The 18,654-nt window shown below is 72.1% G+C and carries 14 protein-coding genes; 12 read left to right on the top strand and 2 right to left on the bottom strand.

The window, feature by feature from the left end; genetic code table 11:
* Positions 1 to 36: 36 nt before the first annotated feature.
* Positions 37 to 1,275, bottom strand: a complete 1,239-nt coding sequence (locus JOD49_RS12435; RefSeq protein ID WP_205307463.1) for an amidohydrolase — start codon at positions 1,273 to 1,275, stop codon at positions 37 to 39.
* A 48-nt stretch (positions 1,276 to 1,323) separates the two neighbouring features.
* Between JOD49_RS12435 and JOD49_RS12440 the strand changes: the two genes are divergently transcribed.
* From JOD49_RS12440 to JOD49_RS12470, 7 genes are all read left to right on the top strand, one after another.
* Positions 1,324 to 1,938 (top strand): hypothetical protein, encoded by a 615-nt coding sequence (locus tag JOD49_RS12440; protein WP_205307464.1) that lies wholly within the window; start codon positions 1,324 to 1,326, stop codon positions 1,936 to 1,938.
* A gap of 9 nt (positions 1,939 to 1,947) precedes the next feature.
* Positions 1,948 to 2,607 (top strand): hypothetical protein, encoded by a 660-nt coding sequence (locus tag JOD49_RS12445; RefSeq protein ID WP_205307465.1) that lies wholly within the window; start codon positions 1,948 to 1,950, stop codon positions 2,605 to 2,607.
* 96 nt (positions 2,608 to 2,703) lie between these two features.
* Positions 2,704 to 3,402, top strand: coding sequence for a copper resistance CopC family protein (locus JOD49_RS12450; protein WP_205307466.1), 699 nt, complete (start codon positions 2,704 to 2,706; stop codon positions 3,400 to 3,402).
* Between the two features lie 149 nt (positions 3,403 to 3,551).
* Complete coding sequence (locus JOD49_RS12455) at positions 3,552 to 4,166, top strand: copper chaperone PCu(A)C (protein ID WP_205307467.1); 615 nt, start codon at positions 3,552 to 3,554, stop codon at positions 4,164 to 4,166.
* The gene (locus JOD49_RS12460; RefSeq protein WP_205307468.1) at positions 4,159 to 5,451 is read left to right on the top strand and encodes a Dyp-type peroxidase; all 1,293 of its coding nucleotides are present in this window, start codon (positions 4,159 to 4,161) and stop codon (positions 5,449 to 5,451) included. Before JOD49_RS12455 ends, JOD49_RS12460 begins: the two co-directional genes overlap by 8 nt.
* Positions 5,452 to 5,803: 352 nt before the next feature.
* The gene (locus JOD49_RS12465) at positions 5,804 to 6,370 is read left to right on the top strand and encodes a type IV toxin-antitoxin system AbiEi family antitoxin domain-containing protein (protein ID WP_205307469.1); all 567 of its coding nucleotides are present in this window, start codon (positions 5,804 to 5,806) and stop codon (positions 6,368 to 6,370) included.
* Entirely contained in the window at positions 6,351 to 7,364 is a 1,014-nt protein-coding gene (locus JOD49_RS12470; protein ID WP_205307470.1) for a nucleotidyl transferase AbiEii/AbiGii toxin family protein, read from the top strand. Before JOD49_RS12465 ends, JOD49_RS12470 begins: the two co-directional genes overlap by 20 nt.
* Positions 7,365 to 7,504: 140 nt before the next feature.
* Here the strand turns inward: JOD49_RS12470 and JOD49_RS12475 are convergent, their stop codons facing one another.
* Positions 7,505 to 8,569 (bottom strand): LacI family DNA-binding transcriptional regulator, encoded by a 1,065-nt coding sequence (locus tag JOD49_RS12475; protein WP_307822523.1) that lies wholly within the window; start codon positions 8,567 to 8,569, stop codon positions 7,505 to 7,507.
* A 314-nt stretch (positions 8,570 to 8,883) separates the two neighbouring features.
* On the opposite strand from JOD49_RS12475, the gene JOD49_RS12480 reads away from it, so the two are divergent.
* The 5 genes from JOD49_RS12480 (at position 8,884) to JOD49_RS12500 (ending at position 18,545) form a co-directional block, all read left to right on the top strand.
* Positions 8,884 to 10,191 carry an ABC transporter substrate-binding protein gene (locus JOD49_RS12480; RefSeq protein WP_205307471.1) on the top strand — a complete coding sequence of 436 codons (1,308 nt, stop codon included), beginning with the start codon at positions 8,884 to 8,886 and terminating at the stop codon, positions 10,189 to 10,191.
* A gap of 154 nt (positions 10,192 to 10,345) precedes the next feature.
* Positions 10,346 to 11,299: a carbohydrate ABC transporter permease gene (locus tag JOD49_RS12485; RefSeq protein ID WP_191790125.1), complete on the top strand. Its 954-nt coding sequence runs from the start codon at positions 10,346 to 10,348 to the stop codon at positions 11,297 to 11,299.
* The gene (locus tag JOD49_RS12490; protein ID WP_307822524.1) at positions 11,296 to 12,252 is read left to right on the top strand and encodes a carbohydrate ABC transporter permease; all 957 of its coding nucleotides are present in this window, start codon (positions 11,296 to 11,298) and stop codon (positions 12,250 to 12,252) included. Before JOD49_RS12485 ends, JOD49_RS12490 begins: the two co-directional genes overlap by 4 nt.
* Positions 12,249 to 14,165, top strand: coding sequence for a glycoside hydrolase family 35 protein (locus JOD49_RS12495; RefSeq protein WP_307822525.1), 1,917 nt, complete (start codon positions 12,249 to 12,251; stop codon positions 14,163 to 14,165). Before JOD49_RS12490 ends, JOD49_RS12495 begins: the two co-directional genes overlap by 4 nt.
* Positions 14,166 to 14,216: 51 nt before the next feature.
* Positions 14,217 to 18,545: an endo-alpha-N-acetylgalactosaminidase family protein gene (locus JOD49_RS12500; RefSeq protein ID WP_205307472.1), complete on the top strand. Its 4,329-nt coding sequence runs from the start codon at positions 14,217 to 14,219 to the stop codon at positions 18,543 to 18,545.
* Positions 18,546 to 18,654 lie beyond the last annotated feature (109 nt).

The following is an 18,654-nucleotide window of genomic DNA, read 5'->3' on the forward strand; positions in this document are numbered from 1 at the left end:
CGTACCTCGGGTTCGGCACCACCGGGTTGCTCGGGGTCAGTCCGCGAAGCGCTCTCCGCGCTCCACGACCGTGCCCGCACCGCGACCGCCGGCTGCCGAGCGGTCCCACGTGTAGACCTCGGTGCCGGTCACGAACACGTTCTCGGCGCGCGAGGTCACCTCCAGCGGGTCGCCCGACCAGATCACGACGTCGCCGTCGAGCCCGGGGCGCAGCGACCCGACCCGGTCGTCGAGGCCCAGGAACGCGGCCGGGTTGGTCGTGAGCGCCTGGATCGCGACGTCGCGGTCCAGCCCCTCCTTCACGGCGAGCGACGCCTGGTGCACCAGGAAGTTGATGGGCACCACGGGGTGGTCGGTCGTGATCGCGACGCGCACCCCGGCGCGGGCGAGCGCCCCGAGGTTGGCGATGTCGCGGTTGCGGAGCTCGATCTTGGACCGCGAGGTGATCAGGGGGCCGAAGATGACCGGCACGTCGCGCTCGGCCAGGACGTCCGCGACCGCGGCGCCGTCGGTCCCGTGGTTGATGACGAGCTTGTAGCCGAACTCGTCCGCGAGGCGCAGCGCGGTCGCGATGTCGTCGGCGCGGTGCGTGTGCTGGTCCCAGTAGAGCTCGCCCGCGAGCACGCGGCCCAGGGTCTCCTTGGCGAGGTCGCGGTCGAACGGTTCGCCCTTGGCCTCGGCCGCGTCGCGCTTGGCGACGTAGTTCTGCGCGTCGACGAACGCTGTGCGGATCACGTTCGCGACGCCCAGGCGCGTGGACGGGAGCTTCTTCTGGTCGCCGTAGACGCGCTTGGGGTTCTCGCCCAGCGCCGACTTCACGGACACGGCCTCGCGGATGACCTGCTCGTCGACGGTCCGACCGCCCCAGGTCTTGATCGCGACGGTCTGCCCGCCGATCGGGTTGCCCGAGCCGGGCTTGATGACGGCCGAGGTCACGCCGCCCACGAGCGCGTCGCGGAAGCCCTCGTCCTCGATGTTGATGGCGTCGAGCGCGCGCAGCGCGGCGCCGTTGGGGTCGGTCATCTCGTTGGTGTCGTTGCCGGCCCAGCCCTCGGCCTCCTCCATGACGCCCATGTGGCCGTGGGACTCGACGAACCCGGGCAGGACCCAGCGGCCCCCGGCGTCGACCGTGCGGACCCCGTCGGGCACGACGACGTCCTGGCCGACGGCCGTGATGACGCCGTCCTCGACGAGCACGGTCGCGTTCTCCAGGGGTGCGGAGGCGACGGGGACGACGTAGCCGTTCGTGATGGCGATGCTGTTGCGTGTGGTCATGCGCTCTATCCTCTCCCCGACCGGGCACGACGATCATCAGGGGGCGACATGAGCCGCGCGGCGCACCGTGCCTCACCCGCCGATCAGCTCCGGCGGCGGCGCGCCCGCTGGCTGGACACCTGGCTGGGGGCGGCACTGGGGATCGGCGTGCTCGTCGGCGTGGTCGGGGGAGTGGCGTTGACCTCGACCACGCGCGACCTGGGGCTGGCCCGTGACCTCTCGGCCTCCGGGACGCCCGCGACGGCGCGCGACGCGCGCTTCCTCGTCGAGCCGGGCGGCCGGGGCGGGCCGACGCTCGACCGCGCCGAGGCCGTGGTCGAGATTCCCGGGGAGGCGACCGGGATCGTCGCCCGGCTGCGGTCCGTCGACGTCGACACCACGGGCCTCGGGCGCGGCTGGCACGACGCGCCACCGGCGAGCGCGTACGACGGGACGTTCGACGTCGTCGTGGCGCCGGGCGAGCGGCCGGTCGTGATGGAGGTGGGGGACCTCGAGCAGGCCCTGAGGGGGAACGCCGTCGACGAGGCGCGCACGGTCCTCGTCGTCGGCGTGTCCTGGACGGTCTGGTGGGTGCTGGTGGCGTGGGGGGTCGTCCGAGCGCGTTCGCGGGCCCGTCCGCCGGGCTCCGGAAGCCGGATCCGACGCCGCGTCATGTCCCGCTAGGGTGGTCCCGTGCTCACCCAGGTCGCCGGTCCCTTGCGCGTCGCGCGCGCGGGCCTCGTCGCGACCCTGGTGCTGGCCCTCGCGGCGCTCGCGCACCGCGTCGGCGGTGGCACGCTCCCGCACCCGCTGATCCTGCTCGCGCTGGCCGCGTTCACGATGGCCGGCGCGACGTTCGCGGCCCGCTTCCGCCTCACGTTCGTCCGGCTCGTCGCGGTCCTCGGCACGGGCCAGGTCGCGCTGCACTACGGGCTGGGCTTCTCCGCGACCGCGTCGTGCGCGCCGGTCGGCGGCGGTGCCGGTCACGCGGGCCACGCCGGGCTCTCCGCGGCGAGCCAGGTCACGGCCTGTGCCGCGGGTACCCCTCTGCTGCCCGACGGCGTCGCGCACCTTCCGCACGAGACCTCGGCAGGTGCGTGGATGGTTCTGGCGCACGTGCTCGCGACCGTCGTCGTGGCCGTGGTCGTCGCGCACGGCGAGCGCGCGCTGGGCCTGCTGCTGACGTGGCTCGCGCCCCGTGGTCCGCTGGCGGACCTGCTGCCCGCGCTGCCGGTCGCACATCGGCTCCTCGCTCCGGCTCCCGCACCGTCGCGTACGGCGACGGTCCACCGGCGGACCCCGACGACGCGCGGACCACCGCTGCTCGCCCGGCCCGTCGCCCTTCCTTCCTGACCCCGTCCGTGCTCGTGCGCGGACCATCGACGAGGCCGGCCGTCCCCGGGTACCCCCTGCGCGTGCACCTGCCGCGCCTCATCGAGAGCGTCTTCCATGTCTTCGCAGACCAACCAGCCCCACCCGTCCACCGCCGCTGACCGCGCGCACGCGGTCGCCCTCGCGCGCCCGGTGCCGCGCTCGGCCCGCCTCCTGGTCGCGGTGCTCGCGGCCCTGGCCACGCTGGCGGCGACCCTGCTGCTCGGCGTCGTCGGAGCCACGCCGGCCCAGGCGCACGACCGCATCATCAGCTCCGACCCCGCGGACGGCGCACAGCTCGACGCCGCGCCCGCCGCACTGACCATGACGTTCAGCACCGAGCCTCTCGCGGTCGAGCCGCAGGTCGTCGTGACCGACACGGCCGGGACCGTCGTCGCGCAGGGCAGCCCCACGATCGAGGGGACCTCGGCGACGTTCCCGTGGCCCGCCGAGCTGACCGGTGACACGTACACGGTCGCGTGGCGCGTCGTCTCCTCGGACGGTCACCCGATCGAGGGCACGTTCTCGTTCGCGGTCGCGGCGGCCCCCGAGCCGGTCGCACCCGTGGCGACCGAGGAGCCCGCGGCCGTGTCGCCGTCGGCGACCGAGGACACGACGACCGAGGCGACCACTGCAGCAGCGTCCGACGCGTCCGACGAGACCGGCGACGAGGCGCGCTCGATCGTGCCGCTGCTCGTCGGGCTCGCGGTGCTCGCGGCTGCGGTCGTGGTCGTCGCCGTGCTGATCGTCCGTCGCCGCCAGCAGCAGCAGGACTGACCCCTCCCCACCTCTTTCCCGGCGACGTCGTCGCCCGGGCGACCTCGCGACCCGCCGGTCGTGCGTCCCGTCCTGCCCGGACCCCGCACGACCCGCGCCGCGGGCCGCCCTCGCGCGCCACGACGCCGGGCCTCCTCGAAGGAACCACCATGTCTGCACGCACCACCGCTCCCTCGTCCCGCACCTCGGTCCGCCCCCGGCGCACGGCCCTGCTCGGCGCGGCCGTCACGACGCTCGCGCTGCTCGCGGTCGCAGGGTGCTCGGCCACCTCGGCCGGCACCTCGTCGGACGCAACCACCCCGAGCACCTCGTCCGACAGCGCACCGGCGGGCACTGCGGCCGACCACCTGACCGCGACCGATCCCTGGATCAAGGCCGCCGAGTCCGGCATGACCGCGGCCTTCGCCGTCCTGCACAACGACGGCGACCAGGACGTCACGGTCGTCGGTGCGACGTCCGACCTGTCCCCGGTCCAGATCCATGAGATGGCGACCGACGCCTCGGGCGCCATGGTCATGCGCGAGAAGGAGGGCGGCCTGACGATCCCCGCGGGCGGCGAGCGCGCGTTCGAGCCGGGCGGCGACCACCTCATGCTCATGGAGCTCTCGTCACCGGTCGAGCCCGGGGCCGAGTACGACGTCACGCTCGAGCTGAGCGACGGCTCCACGCTCGTCGTCACGGCCCCGGCCCGCACGTTCGCGGGCGCCAAGGAGAGCTACGACGAGGGTCATGACGAGGGCCACGACATGAGCCACGATGGCTGACGTCGGGCCACGTCCCGAGGCGGTCCCGGCCGCCGGGAGCGCAGCGGCCCCGTCCCGGCCCAGGGTCTCGCGCCGTGCGTTCCTGGTCGGCGGGGCCGCCGCCGGGGCGGTCGCGGTCGCCGGTGCGGGAGGTGCGTGGGCCGGGAGGGCCACGGCCCCCGGGACGGGAGCGGCGCCGTCGGGCACGGGGGAGCCCTCGCTGCACGGCGACCTGCGCGTGCCCTTCCACGGTCCGCGCCAGGCGGGCGTCGAGACGCCTCCCCAGGCGTACCTGACGCTCGTCGCGCTGACCCTCGCGCCCGGGACGGACCGGGACGCGCTGGTGCGGCTCATGCGGATCTGGACCGACGACGTCGCGCGCCTCACGCAGGGACGTCCCGGCCTGACCGACACCGAGCCCGAGCTCGCCGAGGTGCCCGCGCGCCTGACGGTCACGGTCGGCTACGGCCCCGGGGTCTTCACGGCCGCGGGGCTCGACGACCGGCGCCCCGCGTGGCTCCGGCCCCTGCCCGCGTTCGGCGTGGACCGGCTCGAGGACCGCTGGAACGACGGCGACCTGGTGCTCCAGGTCTGCGCCGACGACGAGGTCACGGTCTCGCACGCGGTCCGGATGCTGCTCCGCGAGGCGCGCGACTTCGCGTCGGTGCGGTGGCTGCAGAAGGGCTTCCGGCGGTCGGTCGGGAGCGAGCGCGCGGGCCGGACCATGCGCAACCTCATGGGGCAGATCGACGGGACCCGGAACGTGGATCCCGTCGCGGACGCCCCGCTCGTGTGGTCGGACGGCACGGACGGGTGGCTCGCGGACGGGACGTCGATGGTCGTGCGGCGCATCCGCATGGAGCTCGACACGTGGGACGAGGTCGACCGGTCCACGCGCGAGGCCGTCATGGGGCGTCGCCTCGTGGACGGCGCGCCGCTCACGGGCGACCGTGAGCACGACGAGCCGGACCTCGACGCGGTCGGGCCGCACGGGCTGACCGTGATCGGGCCCGCGGCGCACGTGCGCCGTTCCCGCACCGACGACCCGACCGAGCGGTTCCTGCGGCGCGCGTACAGCTACGACGACGCGCCCGACGTCGCGGCCGACCCGGGCGCGCTCAGCAGCTCGGGCCTGGTGTTCGTGACGTTCCAGGCCGACGTGGACCGCCAGTTCGTGCCGATCCAGCAGCGGCTCGACGAGGTGGACCTGCTCAACGAGTGGACCACGCCGATCGGGTCGGCGGTGTTCGCAGTGCCGCCCGGGTGTGCCGAGGGCGAGTTCCTGGGGCAGGCGCTGCTGGGCTGACGGCTGCGCGGACGGACGGCTCGTGCGGGGTGCTCGTGGCGCCCCGGGCGGGCCGTCCCGCTGCGGCGGGTGACACCCGATGTCAGAATGTGATGCGGGTCACGGCGACCTTCTGTATCAAACGAACGCCACCCTCCTCTGCTCAGGTGAACGCTCGGTCGTCGATGGGGGTCGTGACGGGCGTGAGGGTCGGAGGCGGCCCGTGGCGTGAGCCCTGCAGGGGGGCGCTCACGCGACGGGCCGCCTCCGGCGCGTCCGGGGCAGGTCGACGGCGCTCTTCCTCTGATTCCTGACCAAGACCTCTCGCCGCAAGGCAATGTCAAAAGGGTGCCACTAGCGGTACCCTTTTGACATGCCATACACCCGCGATCGCCTGCTCGAAGAGGCCTTCGACCGTCACGGGTTCATCCGCCGGGCCGACGCGCTGCGCGAAGGGCACAGTCCGCACGCACTCAAGCAGCTCGTCGCGCGCGGCTACCTGGAGAAGGTCGCTCACGGCGTCTATCGCGTGAATGTCGTCCCCGTGAGTGAGTACGACGATCTGCACCTGGCAGTGCTGTGGACCGGTGTGGACGAGGCCGCTCTGTCCCACGAGACAGCCCTGGCTCTCTACGGGCTCGGCGACGTCAACCCTGACCGGATCCACGTCACGGTTCCCCGACGCCACCGCATCCGACGTGCCGGCGCCGACGGGATCGAGGTCCACCACCAGGACCTCGATCCCCGCCATATCGGCTGGTTCGAACAGATTCCGACAGTGAAACCCACGACTGCGATCGCCCAGTGCATCGAGACCGGCACCCCGACCTATCTTCTCCGCCAGGCCCTCACGACGGCTCGTGAGACCGGGCGCATCACCGTGAGCGAGAGCGCCGACCTGCAGAGGAAGCTGACGAACCGTGACACACCCGAACGCTGATGTGCCCCTTGGTCTGGCCGACCTGCCCGAGAAGACCAAGGAGCCGGCGTCGGTCGCCATGCTCAACTCCTGGCTCCAGCAGGCCGAGAGACGCTTGGGCAGCCGCGGCGGACGCTTGGCATGGCTCGTTGCGTCCACGGTTGTCATCGCTGCACTGCAGCGAGCCCTCGACGCCACCGGTCAGCCGCACTTCCTGCTCAAGGGTGGGACCCTGCTGCAATACCGGCTCCCCAGCGCGCCGACGCGCGCGACGAAGGACGTGGACGGACTCATCCGCGGTGACATCGACGACTTCCTCGCCAAGCTCGATGACGAGCTCGCCGAGCCCTGGGGCCCCCTGACGCTACGGCGAGACGCCGTCGAGGTCATTCAGATCCCTACTCGCGTCATCAAGCCGCGCCGCTTCGATGTCGTCGTCGAGCTCAGAGGCAAGACGTGGCGAAGGGTCCAGGTCGAGATCGCGCCAGATGAAGGTGGCGCCGGAGCCGCGCCTGAATCGTTCGCACCGCCCACGCTGGCGGGGCTCGGGCTGCCGGGCCCCGCTGTGATGGTGGGCATCGCGATGCGCTATCAGGTCGCGCAGAAGATTCACGCCTGCACCGACCCCCACGACCCGCCGACTGCGACCAACGACCGGGCGCGCGACCTCGTCGACCTGCTGCTGCTTCGCGACCTCGCCGACATCGGTGAGAACCTGGCTGGCGTTCGTGCAGCCGTCATGGACGTCTTCGACGCGCGTGCGCGCGACGCCCAGGCTCTTGGCCGCGCTGAGCGGACGTGGCCATGCGTCGTGGTCGCCCACCCGCACTGGCCGACCGACTTCGAACGCGCCGCGGCCGATGCGCAGATCGACATCGGGCTCGACGAGGCAGTCGCAGAGCTCAACGCGTGGGTGGCGCAGATCGACGCTGCCGTGCTGCCGACCAGGGGTGCGGACGGTGACGATGACGTTGCACATGACAAAGAGGGCGAGGACGACGGCGAAACAGGGTAGAGGAGAGCGTGCGTGCCGGGGCCAGCAGCAACCTCCACCTCACGCGGCGAGGCTGAGGATGTTGTCTCGGACAGGGGGCATGGCAGGCCGCGCTCTCCATCTGCGCTCGGTCGGCCGGGCCTGCTCCGTGCCCGCGACGCTCAGCGCGGCGGCGCCGTGCTGAGGCGTACCGCGAGCTCGGGCAGCACGACCTCGGGCTCGTGCACGGTCGTCGGGTCCGCGATGAGCGCGATCACGTGCTCGATCGCGAGGCGGCCGGTCAGGTGGAACGGCTGGCGGACCGTGGTGAGCGGGGGGGAGCAGTACTCGGCGAGGGCGATGTCGTCCATGCCCACGACCGAGACGTCCTCGGGGACGCGCCGTCCCCTCTCGGTGAGTCCGCGGATCAGCCCGAACGCCATCTCGTCGCTCGCGACGAACACCGCGGTGACCTCGGGCAGGCGGCCCAGGACCAGGCCGTTGCGGTAGCCGGACTCGGGGCTCCAGTCGCCGTAGAGCACGGGCGGCTCGGTGCGTCCGGCGTCGTGCAGCGCGGCCTGCCACCCGGCGGTGCGCCCGTTGGCGTCGTTCCACGAGGCGGGGCCGGCGAGGTGCCACACGGTCTCGTGGCCCAGCGCCAGGAGGTGCTCGGTCGCGACGCGTCCGGCGGCGACCTGGTCGACCGCGACGACCTCGGTCGCTGACGACTGCATGCCGTCCACGACGACGGTCGGGGTGCCGTGGATGAGGTCGCCGAGCGACTCGTCGTCGCGCACGGGGACGGCGATGACGAGCCCGTCGACGCCCTGGTCGAGGAGGCGGTCGACGGCCTGGGCGATCGAGGCGGGGGAGAGCGAGGCGGTGCTCGCGGTGCTCACGAAGTAGCCGCCGTCGCGGGCCGCGCGCTGCATGCCGAGCATCATGGCGCTGCCCGAGTAGAAGTCGGTCTCGTGCGTGATGACGCCGATCGTCTTGCTGCGTCCCGTCACGAGTGCGCGGGCGAGGCTGTTGCGGCGGTACCCGGTCTGCTCGACGGCGGCGCGCACCCTCTCGCGGGTCGTCTCGTTGACGTTGGGGTGCCCCGACAGGACCCGGGAGACGGTCTGGGCGGAGACGCCGGCGACGCGGGCGACGTCGGCCATCGCGGGGCCGCGGCCCCGGGCGGGAACGGCCGTGGTCCTCCCCTGCGCCGGCTCCGTCCGTGCGGGCGGTGACGGTCGTTCCACGTGCTCTCCTTCGGGCGGTGAGGGTCCGGCGTGGAGCGTCGGGCACCTCGGTGGGCGGGGCCGCGGGTGTGCACCGCAGCGTAGTGGACGTCAACAGCGCGAGCCTCCCTGGCCTGCGTCGTCGTCACCCTTCTGTTATCAGTGTTGACCATAACAGTCAGAACATGCAGCCGAAAGTGACGGGTTCATGCAACTCTTGCTGCGCCGTGATGAGTGGGTTGTGATCCATATCAACGTGTGCCAGAGTGTGCTCCACGCAGACCGCGGCGCCGTCGCCGCTCCATCCTCAGCACAGTGTGGTCAGAAGGAGAGTCATGAAGTCATCGATCGTCAAGGCAGTCGGGGTCGCGTCGATCCTCACCCTCGCTGCGGGCGGCCTGACCGCCTGCTCGTCGGACACGACGTCCGGTGGCTCGGCAGGCGGCGACGGCAAGGTCAAGGAGATCGAGGTCTGGACCTGGGCCGCGGGCTACGACGAGTCGGCCAAGATCTTCAACGACACGCACGACGACATCAAGATCAAGTACACGCAGATCGAGCCCGGCAACAAGGGCGGCTACGACAAGATCCGCAACTCGATCACCGCGGGCAACGCCCCGTGCATCGCCCAGGTCGGCTTCGAGACGCTCCCCAGCTTCGTCGCCGAGGGCAACGTCGTGGACGTCACCGAGTTCGCCGGGAAGGACAAGGACCTCTACGCCCCCGCGGGCTGGGCCGGCGTCAACGTGGGCGGCAAGACCTACGGTGCCCCGCAGGACCAGGGCCCCATGGTGCTCTTCTACAACAAGACCGTGTTCGAGGCGAACGGCATCGCCGTCCCCACCACGTGGGCCGAGTACCAGGCCGCGGGCGAGAAGCTCAAGGCCGCGGGCATCAAGCTGACCGGCACCTACGAGGACTACGACTACTCGGGCTTCGCCTGGCAGGCCGGCGCTCCCTGGTACGAGATCAAGGACGACGCCTGGTCCATCACGCCCGACTCCCCGGCCAACCTCGAGGTCGCCGACTACTGGCAGGGCCTCATCGACGCCGACGTGATCGGCGCGGGCATCTGGAGCGACGACTGGGCCGCGGGCCTCGGCGACGGCTCGATCGCCACGATCGTGGGCGCCGCCTGGTTCGCTGGCATCCTCAAGGACTCCGCCGCTGCCTCGTCGGGCGACTGGGCCGTGGCCGAGCTCCCGCAGTGGGAGGCGGGCGACGCCAAGACCGGCAACGTGGGCGGCAGCCTCTCCGCGGTCCTCAAGGGCTGCGACGACCCGGAGGCGGCCTGGACCGTCGCCAACTGGATCAGCACCGACACCGCATCTGTCGACGAGCTCGTCAAGGGCGGCGGCGTCTACCCGGCCTCGGTCGCGGGCCTCGAGTCCGAGCTCCTCGCCACGGGCGACGAGTACTTCGGCGGCCAGGTCATCAGCGACGTGTTCAAGACCGCCTCCGGCCAGGTCAACGAGGACTGGGCCTGGGGCCCCGGCGTCTCGACCCTCGTGGGCACGCTCGGCACGGGCATGAAGCAGGCCTACGCCAAGGAAGGCGGCGCGACCGTCGCGACCGCGCTCACGGGCGCTCGCGAGGCCACGGTCTCCGAGCTCACGCAGCAGGGCATCGCCGTCAACGAGTGACCACCTGACGTCCGGCACGACCAGCACGACCCGCGCGGTTCCCGCCGCGCACGAGCAGCACAAGGCCCGACGACGCCACGCACCTGCGAGCACCGGTGCACCTGGGCGCGTGACGTCGTCGGGCACCACGACGCATCCCCCTGAGGAACCCACCATGACCACGAGCCTGACGTCGGCGGCACCGCCGCCGGTCGAGACGAAGCGCGCGGCGACCACGCCGCCCAAGCGACCGCGCAGCCGGACCAGCCGGTACGCGATCTGGTTCGTCGGTCCGTTCGTGGTGCTGTTCGTCGGGATGTACGTCGCGCCCATCCTGTTCGCGATCTACAAGAGCATGTTCCGCATCCAGCGCGACGCGCTCGGGCTGGGCGGCACGCAGGAGATCTTCGACCCCCTGTTCAACTACGCGTACGCGCTGGGCGACTCGACGTTCATCACCTCGATCGGCCGCGTGCTCCTGTTCGGCGTCGTGCAGGTGCCCGTGATGCTGGGCCTCGCGCTCGGGATCGCGCTCCTCATCGACTCGGCCTCGGCGCGGGCCAAGGGCTTCTTCCGGCTCTCGAGCTTCGCGCCCTACGCGGTGCCGACCGTGGTCTCGGCGCTCATGTGGTCGTTCCTCTACTCGCCCACGAACAACCCGTTCAACCAGCTCCTCGGGCTGGTCGGGATCGACGTCAACTTCCTCAGCCAGGACTTCGCCCTGTGGGCCGTCGCGAACGTCGTGACGTGGGGCTGGACCGGCTACAACATGATCATCATCTACGCCGCGCTCCAGGGGGTCCCGGGCGAGGTGCTCGAGGCCGCCAAGCTCGACGGCGCCTCGCCGTGGCGCACCGCGTGGAGCATCAAGATCCCGCTCGTGCGGCCCGCGATCCTCCTCACCACGATCTTCTCGATCATCGGCTCCGCGCAGCTCTACAACGAGCCGTTCGTGCTCAAGCAGAGCACCGGGGCGATCGACGCGAGCTACACGCCGATCATGGCCGCGCAGGCCTCGCTCCAGTCGGCCAACTACCCGTACGCCGCGGCCCAGTCGGTGCTGCTCGCGGTCGGCGTGGCCGTGCTGTCCGTCCTCTTCTTCCGTCTGACGTCCAGGAGGTCCTCGTGACCACGAGCACCGCCCCCGCCCGGGCCGAGAAGACCACGGGCAACCGCCTGCGCCGCAAGCGCGACGCCGCGAAGGGGAGCCAGAGCAGCACGGGCGGCCTGCGCGGCGACTCGATCGAGACCACCGCCACGAGCCGCATCGCGGTCACCGCGGTCCTCGCGCTCACGGCCGTGTACTTCCTGTTCCCCCTGTGGTGGCTGTTCGTCGCGGCCACCAAGGACGCGGGGTACACGTTCGCCGGGAGCCCCCTGTGGTTCTCGAACTTCGACCTGTTCGGCAACATCGGCGACCTGTTCGCCTACAAGGACGGGATCTTCGCCGTCTGGATGGCGAACTCGGCGCTCTACTCGATCGTGGGCGCGGGCCTCGGGACGCTCATCGCGGTCTCGACCGGCTACGCCCTGGCCAAGTACGAGTTCCGCGGCAAGGGCGTGCTGTTCGGCGTGGTCCTCGGCGCGGTCCTCATCCCCAAGGTCCTTTTCACGCTGCCGCTGTTCCTCATGTTCTCCGCGACGGGCATCGTCAACACCTACCTCGCGGTGCTGCTGCCCAGCATCGTGAGCCCGTTCGGCGTCTACCTGGGCCGCATCTTCGCCGCGAGCTCGGTACCCGACGAGGTCATCGAGGCCGCGCGCCTCGACGGCGCGAGCGAGGGCCGCATCTTCTTCGGGGTCAGCCTCAAGATGATGGCCCCCGCGCTCGTCACGATCTTCCTCTTCCAGTTCGTCGAGATCTGGAACAACTTCCTGCTCCCCTCGCAGGTCCTCATCTCCGAGAACCTGCGGCCCGTCACGGTCGGGCTGGTGAGCTGGAACGCCCTGGTCCAGGCCGGCCAGATCGAGCGGCACATGGTCATCATCGGCGCGTTCGTGGCGGTCGTCCCGCTCATCGTCGCGTTCCTCTCCCTCCAGCGCTTCTGGCGCTCCGGACTCGCAGCGGGGGCCATCAAGTGAACCAGCAGCACCCAGCCGGCCAGGCCCAGCGCCCGGTCGGCGGACCGACCCTGCGCGCCGACGGCGCGACCACGCCCCGGCTGTGCGCCGACGGCTCGACCCTCCTGCGGGACGGTGCCCCGCACCGCCTGCTCTCGGGCTCGATCCACTACTTCCGCGTGCACCCCGACCAGTGGGAGGACCGCCTCCTGCGCCTGCGTGCCATGGGCCTCAACACGGTCGACACCTACGTCCCGTGGAACTGGCACGAGGCGGAGCGGGGCACGTTCGACTTCACCGGCTGGCGCGACGTCGAGCGGTTCGTGGGCCTCGCGGGAGACCTGGGGCTCGACGTCGTCGTGCGCCCCGGCCCCTACATCTGCGCCGAGTGGGACAACGGCGGCCTGCCCGCGTGGCTCACCGCGACGCCCGGGATCCGGCTGCGGTGCAGCGACGAGACGTTCCTCGCCGCGGTCGCGGCGTGGTTCGACGAGCTCGTGCCGCGCCTCGCGGCGCTCCAGGCGAGCCAGGGCGGGCCGGTCGTGGCCGTCCAGGTCGAGAACGAGTACGGCAGCTTCGGCGACGACCACGCGTACATGGCGTGGGTGCGCGACGCGCTCGCTGCCCGCGGCATCGACGAGCTCCTGTTCACGGCCGACGGACCCACCGACCTCATGCTCGACGGCGGCACGCTCCCGGGCGTGCTGGCCGCGGCCACGTTCGGCAGCCGTCCGGGGCAGGCGCTCGACAAGCTCACCGCGCGTCGTGGCGAGCAGCCCTTCGTGTGCGCCGAGTTCTGGAACGGCTGGTTCGACCACTGGGGCGACCCGCACCACGTGCGCGGCGCCGACAGCGCCGCGGCCGACGTGCGCGAGCTCCTCGACCTCGGCGGGTCCGTGAGCCTGTACATGGCGCACGGCGGCACGAACTTCGGGCTGACCGCGGGCGCCAACCACGACGGGACGCGCCTCCAGCCGACCGTCACGAGCTACGACTCCGACGCCGCGGTGGCCGAGGACGGCACCGTGACGGCCAAGTTCTTCGCGCTGCGCAAGGTCCTCTCCGAGTACCGGGGCGACGTCGGGGACACCCAGGACGACCGGTGGATCCAGCCCCCCGTCCGGCTCCCGGCGCGGGCCCTGCCTCCGGTCGCGGCCCGCCCGCTCCTGCCCGCCCTGCGGGTGCTCGGCGCCGAGACCTCCGCGTCGTCGCCCCTGACGTTCGAGCAGCTCGGGCAGAACGCCGGGCTCGTGCTCCACACGGCCACGCCGATCCTCCCGCCCGGCGCCAGCACGCTCTCGATCCTCGGGCTGCACGACCGCGCGACCGTCTACGTCGACGGCCACGAGGTCGGCGTCCTCGAGCGCGAGACCTCCCACCGGGGGCTCACGGTCGTCGGTCGCGGCGTGCCCGTGCGGCTCGAGATCCTCGTCGAGAACCTGGGGCGCATCAACTACGGGCCGCGCCTGGGCGAGCACAAGGGCATCCTCGGCGACGTCCTGGTCGAGCGGCGCATCGTGCACGGCTGGACCTCGCGGTCCCTGCCGCTCGACCTGCTGCCCGTGGACGGGCTGTGGGCGGGCGGGGCCACCGGTGAGCCCGCCGACGACGACGCCGACGCCGCCGACTCCGACAGAGCCGACGCCGTCGGGCCGCAGGGCGTGATCGCCCGGACGACGCTCGACGTCGAGGAGCCCGCCGACGCGTTCCTGACGCTGCCCGGCTGGACCAAGGGGTTCGTCTGGGTCAACGACGTGCTGCTCGGCCGCTACTGGGAGCGCGGTCCGCAGCACACCCTCTACGTCCCCGCGCCGCTGCTGCGCGCGGGGAGCAACACCGTCACGGTCCTCGAGCTGCACGAGGTCGGGTCCGACCTCGAGCTGACGGACGAAGCCGTCCTCGGCGAGCCCGAGGAGTACGTCGAAGAGCTGTGACGCCCGTCGGTCGGGGGACGGCCGATGAACTGCTATCGAAGGAGACAGCACATGGTTCGACATTCCCCTGGCCCCCGGGCCGGTTCCCTCCCGGGCGGCGGCTCGCGCCGCGCCCGCCGGCTCGTGGCGCTCGCCACCGCGGTCGTGGTGCCGTTCGCGGCGCTGCCGGTCGCGGCCCTCCCCGCGGCGGCGAGCAGCATCAACCAGCTCTCGGCCCTGGGCCTGACGGCCGAGCAGGTCGCGGCGGCGAGCGTCGAGGGTGCGGCGACGCTGCGCTCTCCTCAGCTCGACGTCCAGGTCGCCGCGGACTTCCCGCGGGTCCTGAGCTACACCGACCGCGCGTCGGGGGCCTCGCTCGCGGGCAGCACCGCGACCGTGGCGAAGGTGCGCCTCAACGGCACCGACCGCACCGTCGCGGTCGAGGCCGGCGAGCCCGGTGAGACGAGCCGCGACTACCGCCTGACGTTCCCCGACCTCGCGGGCGTCAGCATCGACACGCGCCTCGAGGTCGACGGCAGCGCCGTGACGTTCCGCGTCACGGGCGTGACCGACACCGAGGCCTTCCGCGTCGGGACCATCGAGGTCCCCGGCCACGACCTGCTCTCGGTCTCGTCGGCCGACCCGTCGGCCGTCGTCGCCTCGGCCGTGATCAGCCCGGACCGTGGCAAGGTCGGTGACACGTTCACGACCGTCACGGGGCAGACCCCCGTCAACGCGAACCCGGTCGGGTCCGCGTACGCGATCGTCAGCACGAGCAAGCTGTCGGCCACGATCGTGACCAACAGCGTCTACGACGAGGCGAACGGCAAGGCCGCCGCGGACGGCAACCGCCTGCAGCGCCAGGCGCGCGCGGCCGACGGCGGCGTGCGCGTGGGCGTCTGGAGCGGCGCCTGGACCTACCGGGCCCAGGGCTCGCCGGTCACCGAGGAGCTGCCGTACGCGACCGTCGTCGTGACGGCCGACGCCAACGCCGACGACACGGTCGACTGGCAGGACGGGGCGATCGCGTTCCGCGCGACCGCGCCCAAGGCCCTCGGCGCCGACCAGGTCGCCGACCGCGTCGTGACCCACATCCCGTTCAACTTCGCCTCGCAGGCCACGCACCCGTTCCTGCGCACGCTCGACGACGTCAAGCGCATCTCGCTCGCCACCGACGGCCTGGGGCAGATGGCGCTGCTCAAGGGCTACGGCTCCGAGGGGCACGACTCCGCGCACCCCGACTACGGCGGCAACTACAACGAGCGCGCGGGCGGCCTCGAGGACATGAACACGCTGCTCGCGCAGGGTGGCGACTGGAACGCGGACTTCGGCGTCCACATCAACGCGACCGAGGCCTACGCCGAGGCGAACGCCTTCTCCGACGAGCTCGTCGACCCCTCGGCCAAGGGCTGGAACTGGCTCGGCCAGTCGTACTACATCGACCAGCGCCGCGACGTGAACAGCGGCGACCTGGCCGCACGCATCGGCCAGCTCGCCGACGAGACCCAGGGCAACCTGGACCTCCTCTACGTCGACGTCTACTACAACTTCGGCTGGCAGGCGCGCGCCCTCGCGGACGCGGCCCGCGCCAACGACCTCCAGATCGCGACCGAGTGGTCCGACAAGTTCGAGGCGAGCTCGCTGTGGAGCCACTGGTCCGCGGACGAGAACTACGGCGGCGCCGCGAACAAGGGCCTGAACTCCCAGATCGTGCGCTTCATCGACAACGCCGAGAAGGACACCTGGAACCCGCACCCGCTGCTCGGCAACGCGCGGCTCGTCGAGTTCGAGGGCTGGACCGGGCAGACCGACTGGAACGCGTTCTACACGAACATCTGGACGACCAACGTCCCGACCAAGTTCCTCCAGCACCAGGAGATCGTGCGCTGGGGCACCGACCGGATCGACTTCACGGGTGACGTCTCGGCGCGCGGCCAGGCCGCGGCCGACCGGCAGATCCTCGTCGGGGACGCCGTGGTCGCCACGGGCGGCACCTACCTCCTGCCGTGGAACGCGGCCGACGCCCCCGGGATCGAGGGGGAGGCCGCCGAGGGCGGCAAGCTCTACCACTACAACCCGGCCGGCGGCTCGACCACGTGGACCCTCACGGACGAGTTCTCCGGCGCCACGAGCCTGACGATGTACAAGCTCACGACGACGGGCCGCGAGAAGGTCGCGGACGTCCCGGTCACGGACGGCAAGGTCACGGTCGAGGCGACCGCGGGCCAGCCGTACGTCCTGTACCCGCAGGGCGTCACGACGCCCTCGGCCGAGGACGTCGCGTGGGGCACCGCGAGCGGCATCGTCGACCCCGGCTTCAACGCCGCGACGCTCGACGCGTACGAGACGACCGGCACCACGGGCATCGAGACCCTGTCCAACGGGCAGCGCGTCGCGACGCTCGGTGCGGGCGCCTCGTCGCTGAGCCAGCAGCTCGGTGAGCTCTCGACCGGGACCTACGCCGTGAGCGCGTGGGTCGAGGTCCAGCCCGGGACGTCCCGCACGACGACCCTGTCCGTCTCGGGCGAGGGTGTCGCGCAGACCGCGAGCACCGTCGTCGAGCGGTCGACCGCCAAGAACCTCGTCGCGGCCGACGAGAAGAACAACCGCTACTACCAGCGCGTCCAGGTGCTCGTCGACGTCACGGGCCCGGCCCGTCCGATGCTGACGGTCTCCGCCTCGGCGGGCGACGCCGTCGTGCGGGTCGACGACCTGCGCGTCGTGAGCGCCACGCGCTCGGTGGCCCCGGCCGTCGAGGGCGAGACCGGCACTGTCGTCGCGTTCGAGGACTTCGAGAACGTGCCCCAGGGCTGGGGACCGTTCGTCAAGGGCGACGCGGGCGGCGTGACCGACCCGCGCACGCACATCGCCAAGCGCAACGCCCCGTACACGCAGGCGGGCTGGAACGGAAAGCTCGTCGACGACGCGCTGTCCGGCGACTGGTCGCTCAAGGCGCACGAGGAGAACAAGGGCCTCGTCTACCGCACCGTGCCCAGCACCGTGAAGCTCGAGGCGGGCCACCAGTACCGCGTGAGCTTCGACTACCAGTCGGGCAACGGCGGCGAGTACCAGTGGGTCACGGGCTACGACTCGGTCGCGAGCGGCGCCCCGGCGTCGGTCGAGACCCACGCGACCCCGCTGGGGCAGCAGCGCACGACCGCGACGTTCTCCGAGGACGTCGTGGCCAGCGGCTGCGGCGACACCTGGGTGGGGCTGCGCAAGCTCACCGCGGGCGGCAACCAGTCCGACCTGATCCTCGACGACTTCCGCGTCGTGGACCTGGGCCCGGCCGAGGCCACCCCGGCCTGCGCGTCCCTGACGGTGTCCCCCGGACCCGTCGCGTTCGAGCCCGACGTCGCGAGCACCGTCACGACGCGCCTCACGGTCCACGAACCCGTGGCCGTCGCGGACGTCGCCGTGACGCTCGACGTGCCCGAGGGCTGGGAGGTCGAGGCGACCAACGCCTCGACCGCGGCCACGCTCCCGGCCGGCGGCGTCCTGACCACGACGTGGCAGGTCACCCCGCACGGCAAGATCACGGCCGACGCCTACACGCTCACCTCGGGCGGCTCGTACACGACCACGGCTGCGCCCGTCGGCGAGCGGTCGGTCGAGGCCGGCCAGTCGGTGTGGGTCGTCGTGCCGCCGAACGGTGGCGAGAACTGGGTCAGCGACCTGCCCTTCGTCTCGACGACCAACGGGTGGGGACCGGTCGAGCGCGACCTGTCCAACGGCGAGCAGGGCGAGAAGGACGGCAAGCCGCTCTCGCTGCGCGGCGTCGTCCACGAGAAGGGCCTGGGCACGCACGCGAAGTCGACCGTCCGGGTCTTCCTCGCCGGGCAGTGCGAGTCCTTCACGGCGACCGTGGGCGTCGACGACGTCCAGGCGACCAAGGGCACCGTGCAGTTCACGGTCCTCGGCGACGGCACGCAGCTCGCCCAGACCGAGGTGCTCAAGGGCGGCGGCAAGACCGTCGACCTGAACGTGCCCGTCACGGGGGTCCGCTACCTCGACCTGGTCGTCGGGGACGGCGGCGACGGCAACGGCAACGACCACGCCGACTGGGGCTCCGCCAAGGTGTCCTGCGCCGACCCGGTCGAGCCCGAGCCCGAGCTCGAGGTCACCACGACGGCCACCTCGCAGTGCACGGGCGCCCGCGCCCAGGTCACGGCGCGCGCTGTCAACGAGGAGGACTTCCCGGTCGACGTGGTGGTCATGACGCCGTACGGCACCAAGACCTTCACCAACGTCCAGCCCGGCAAGAGCGCGAGCCAGAAGTTCAACTCGCGCAGCGAGGCGATCGAGGCGGGGACGGTGACGTTCACCGCGACCGCCACGGTCGACGGCAAGGAGGTCACGACCACGACCGAGAGGCAGTTCGAGGCCACGGGCTGCCGTTAGCCGATCGGGTCGGCCCTTCGGGGCCGGCCCCGGAGGCCGGCCGCTGCACGACCAGGACGCCCCGGGACTCCCACGAGTCCCGGGGCGTCGGTCGTCGCCGCCGCGCCAC

Source organism: Oerskovia jenensis (genome assembly GCF_016907235.1).
GTDB classification, from domain to species: domain Bacteria; phylum Actinomycetota; class Actinomycetes; order Actinomycetales; family Cellulomonadaceae; genus Oerskovia; species Oerskovia jenensis.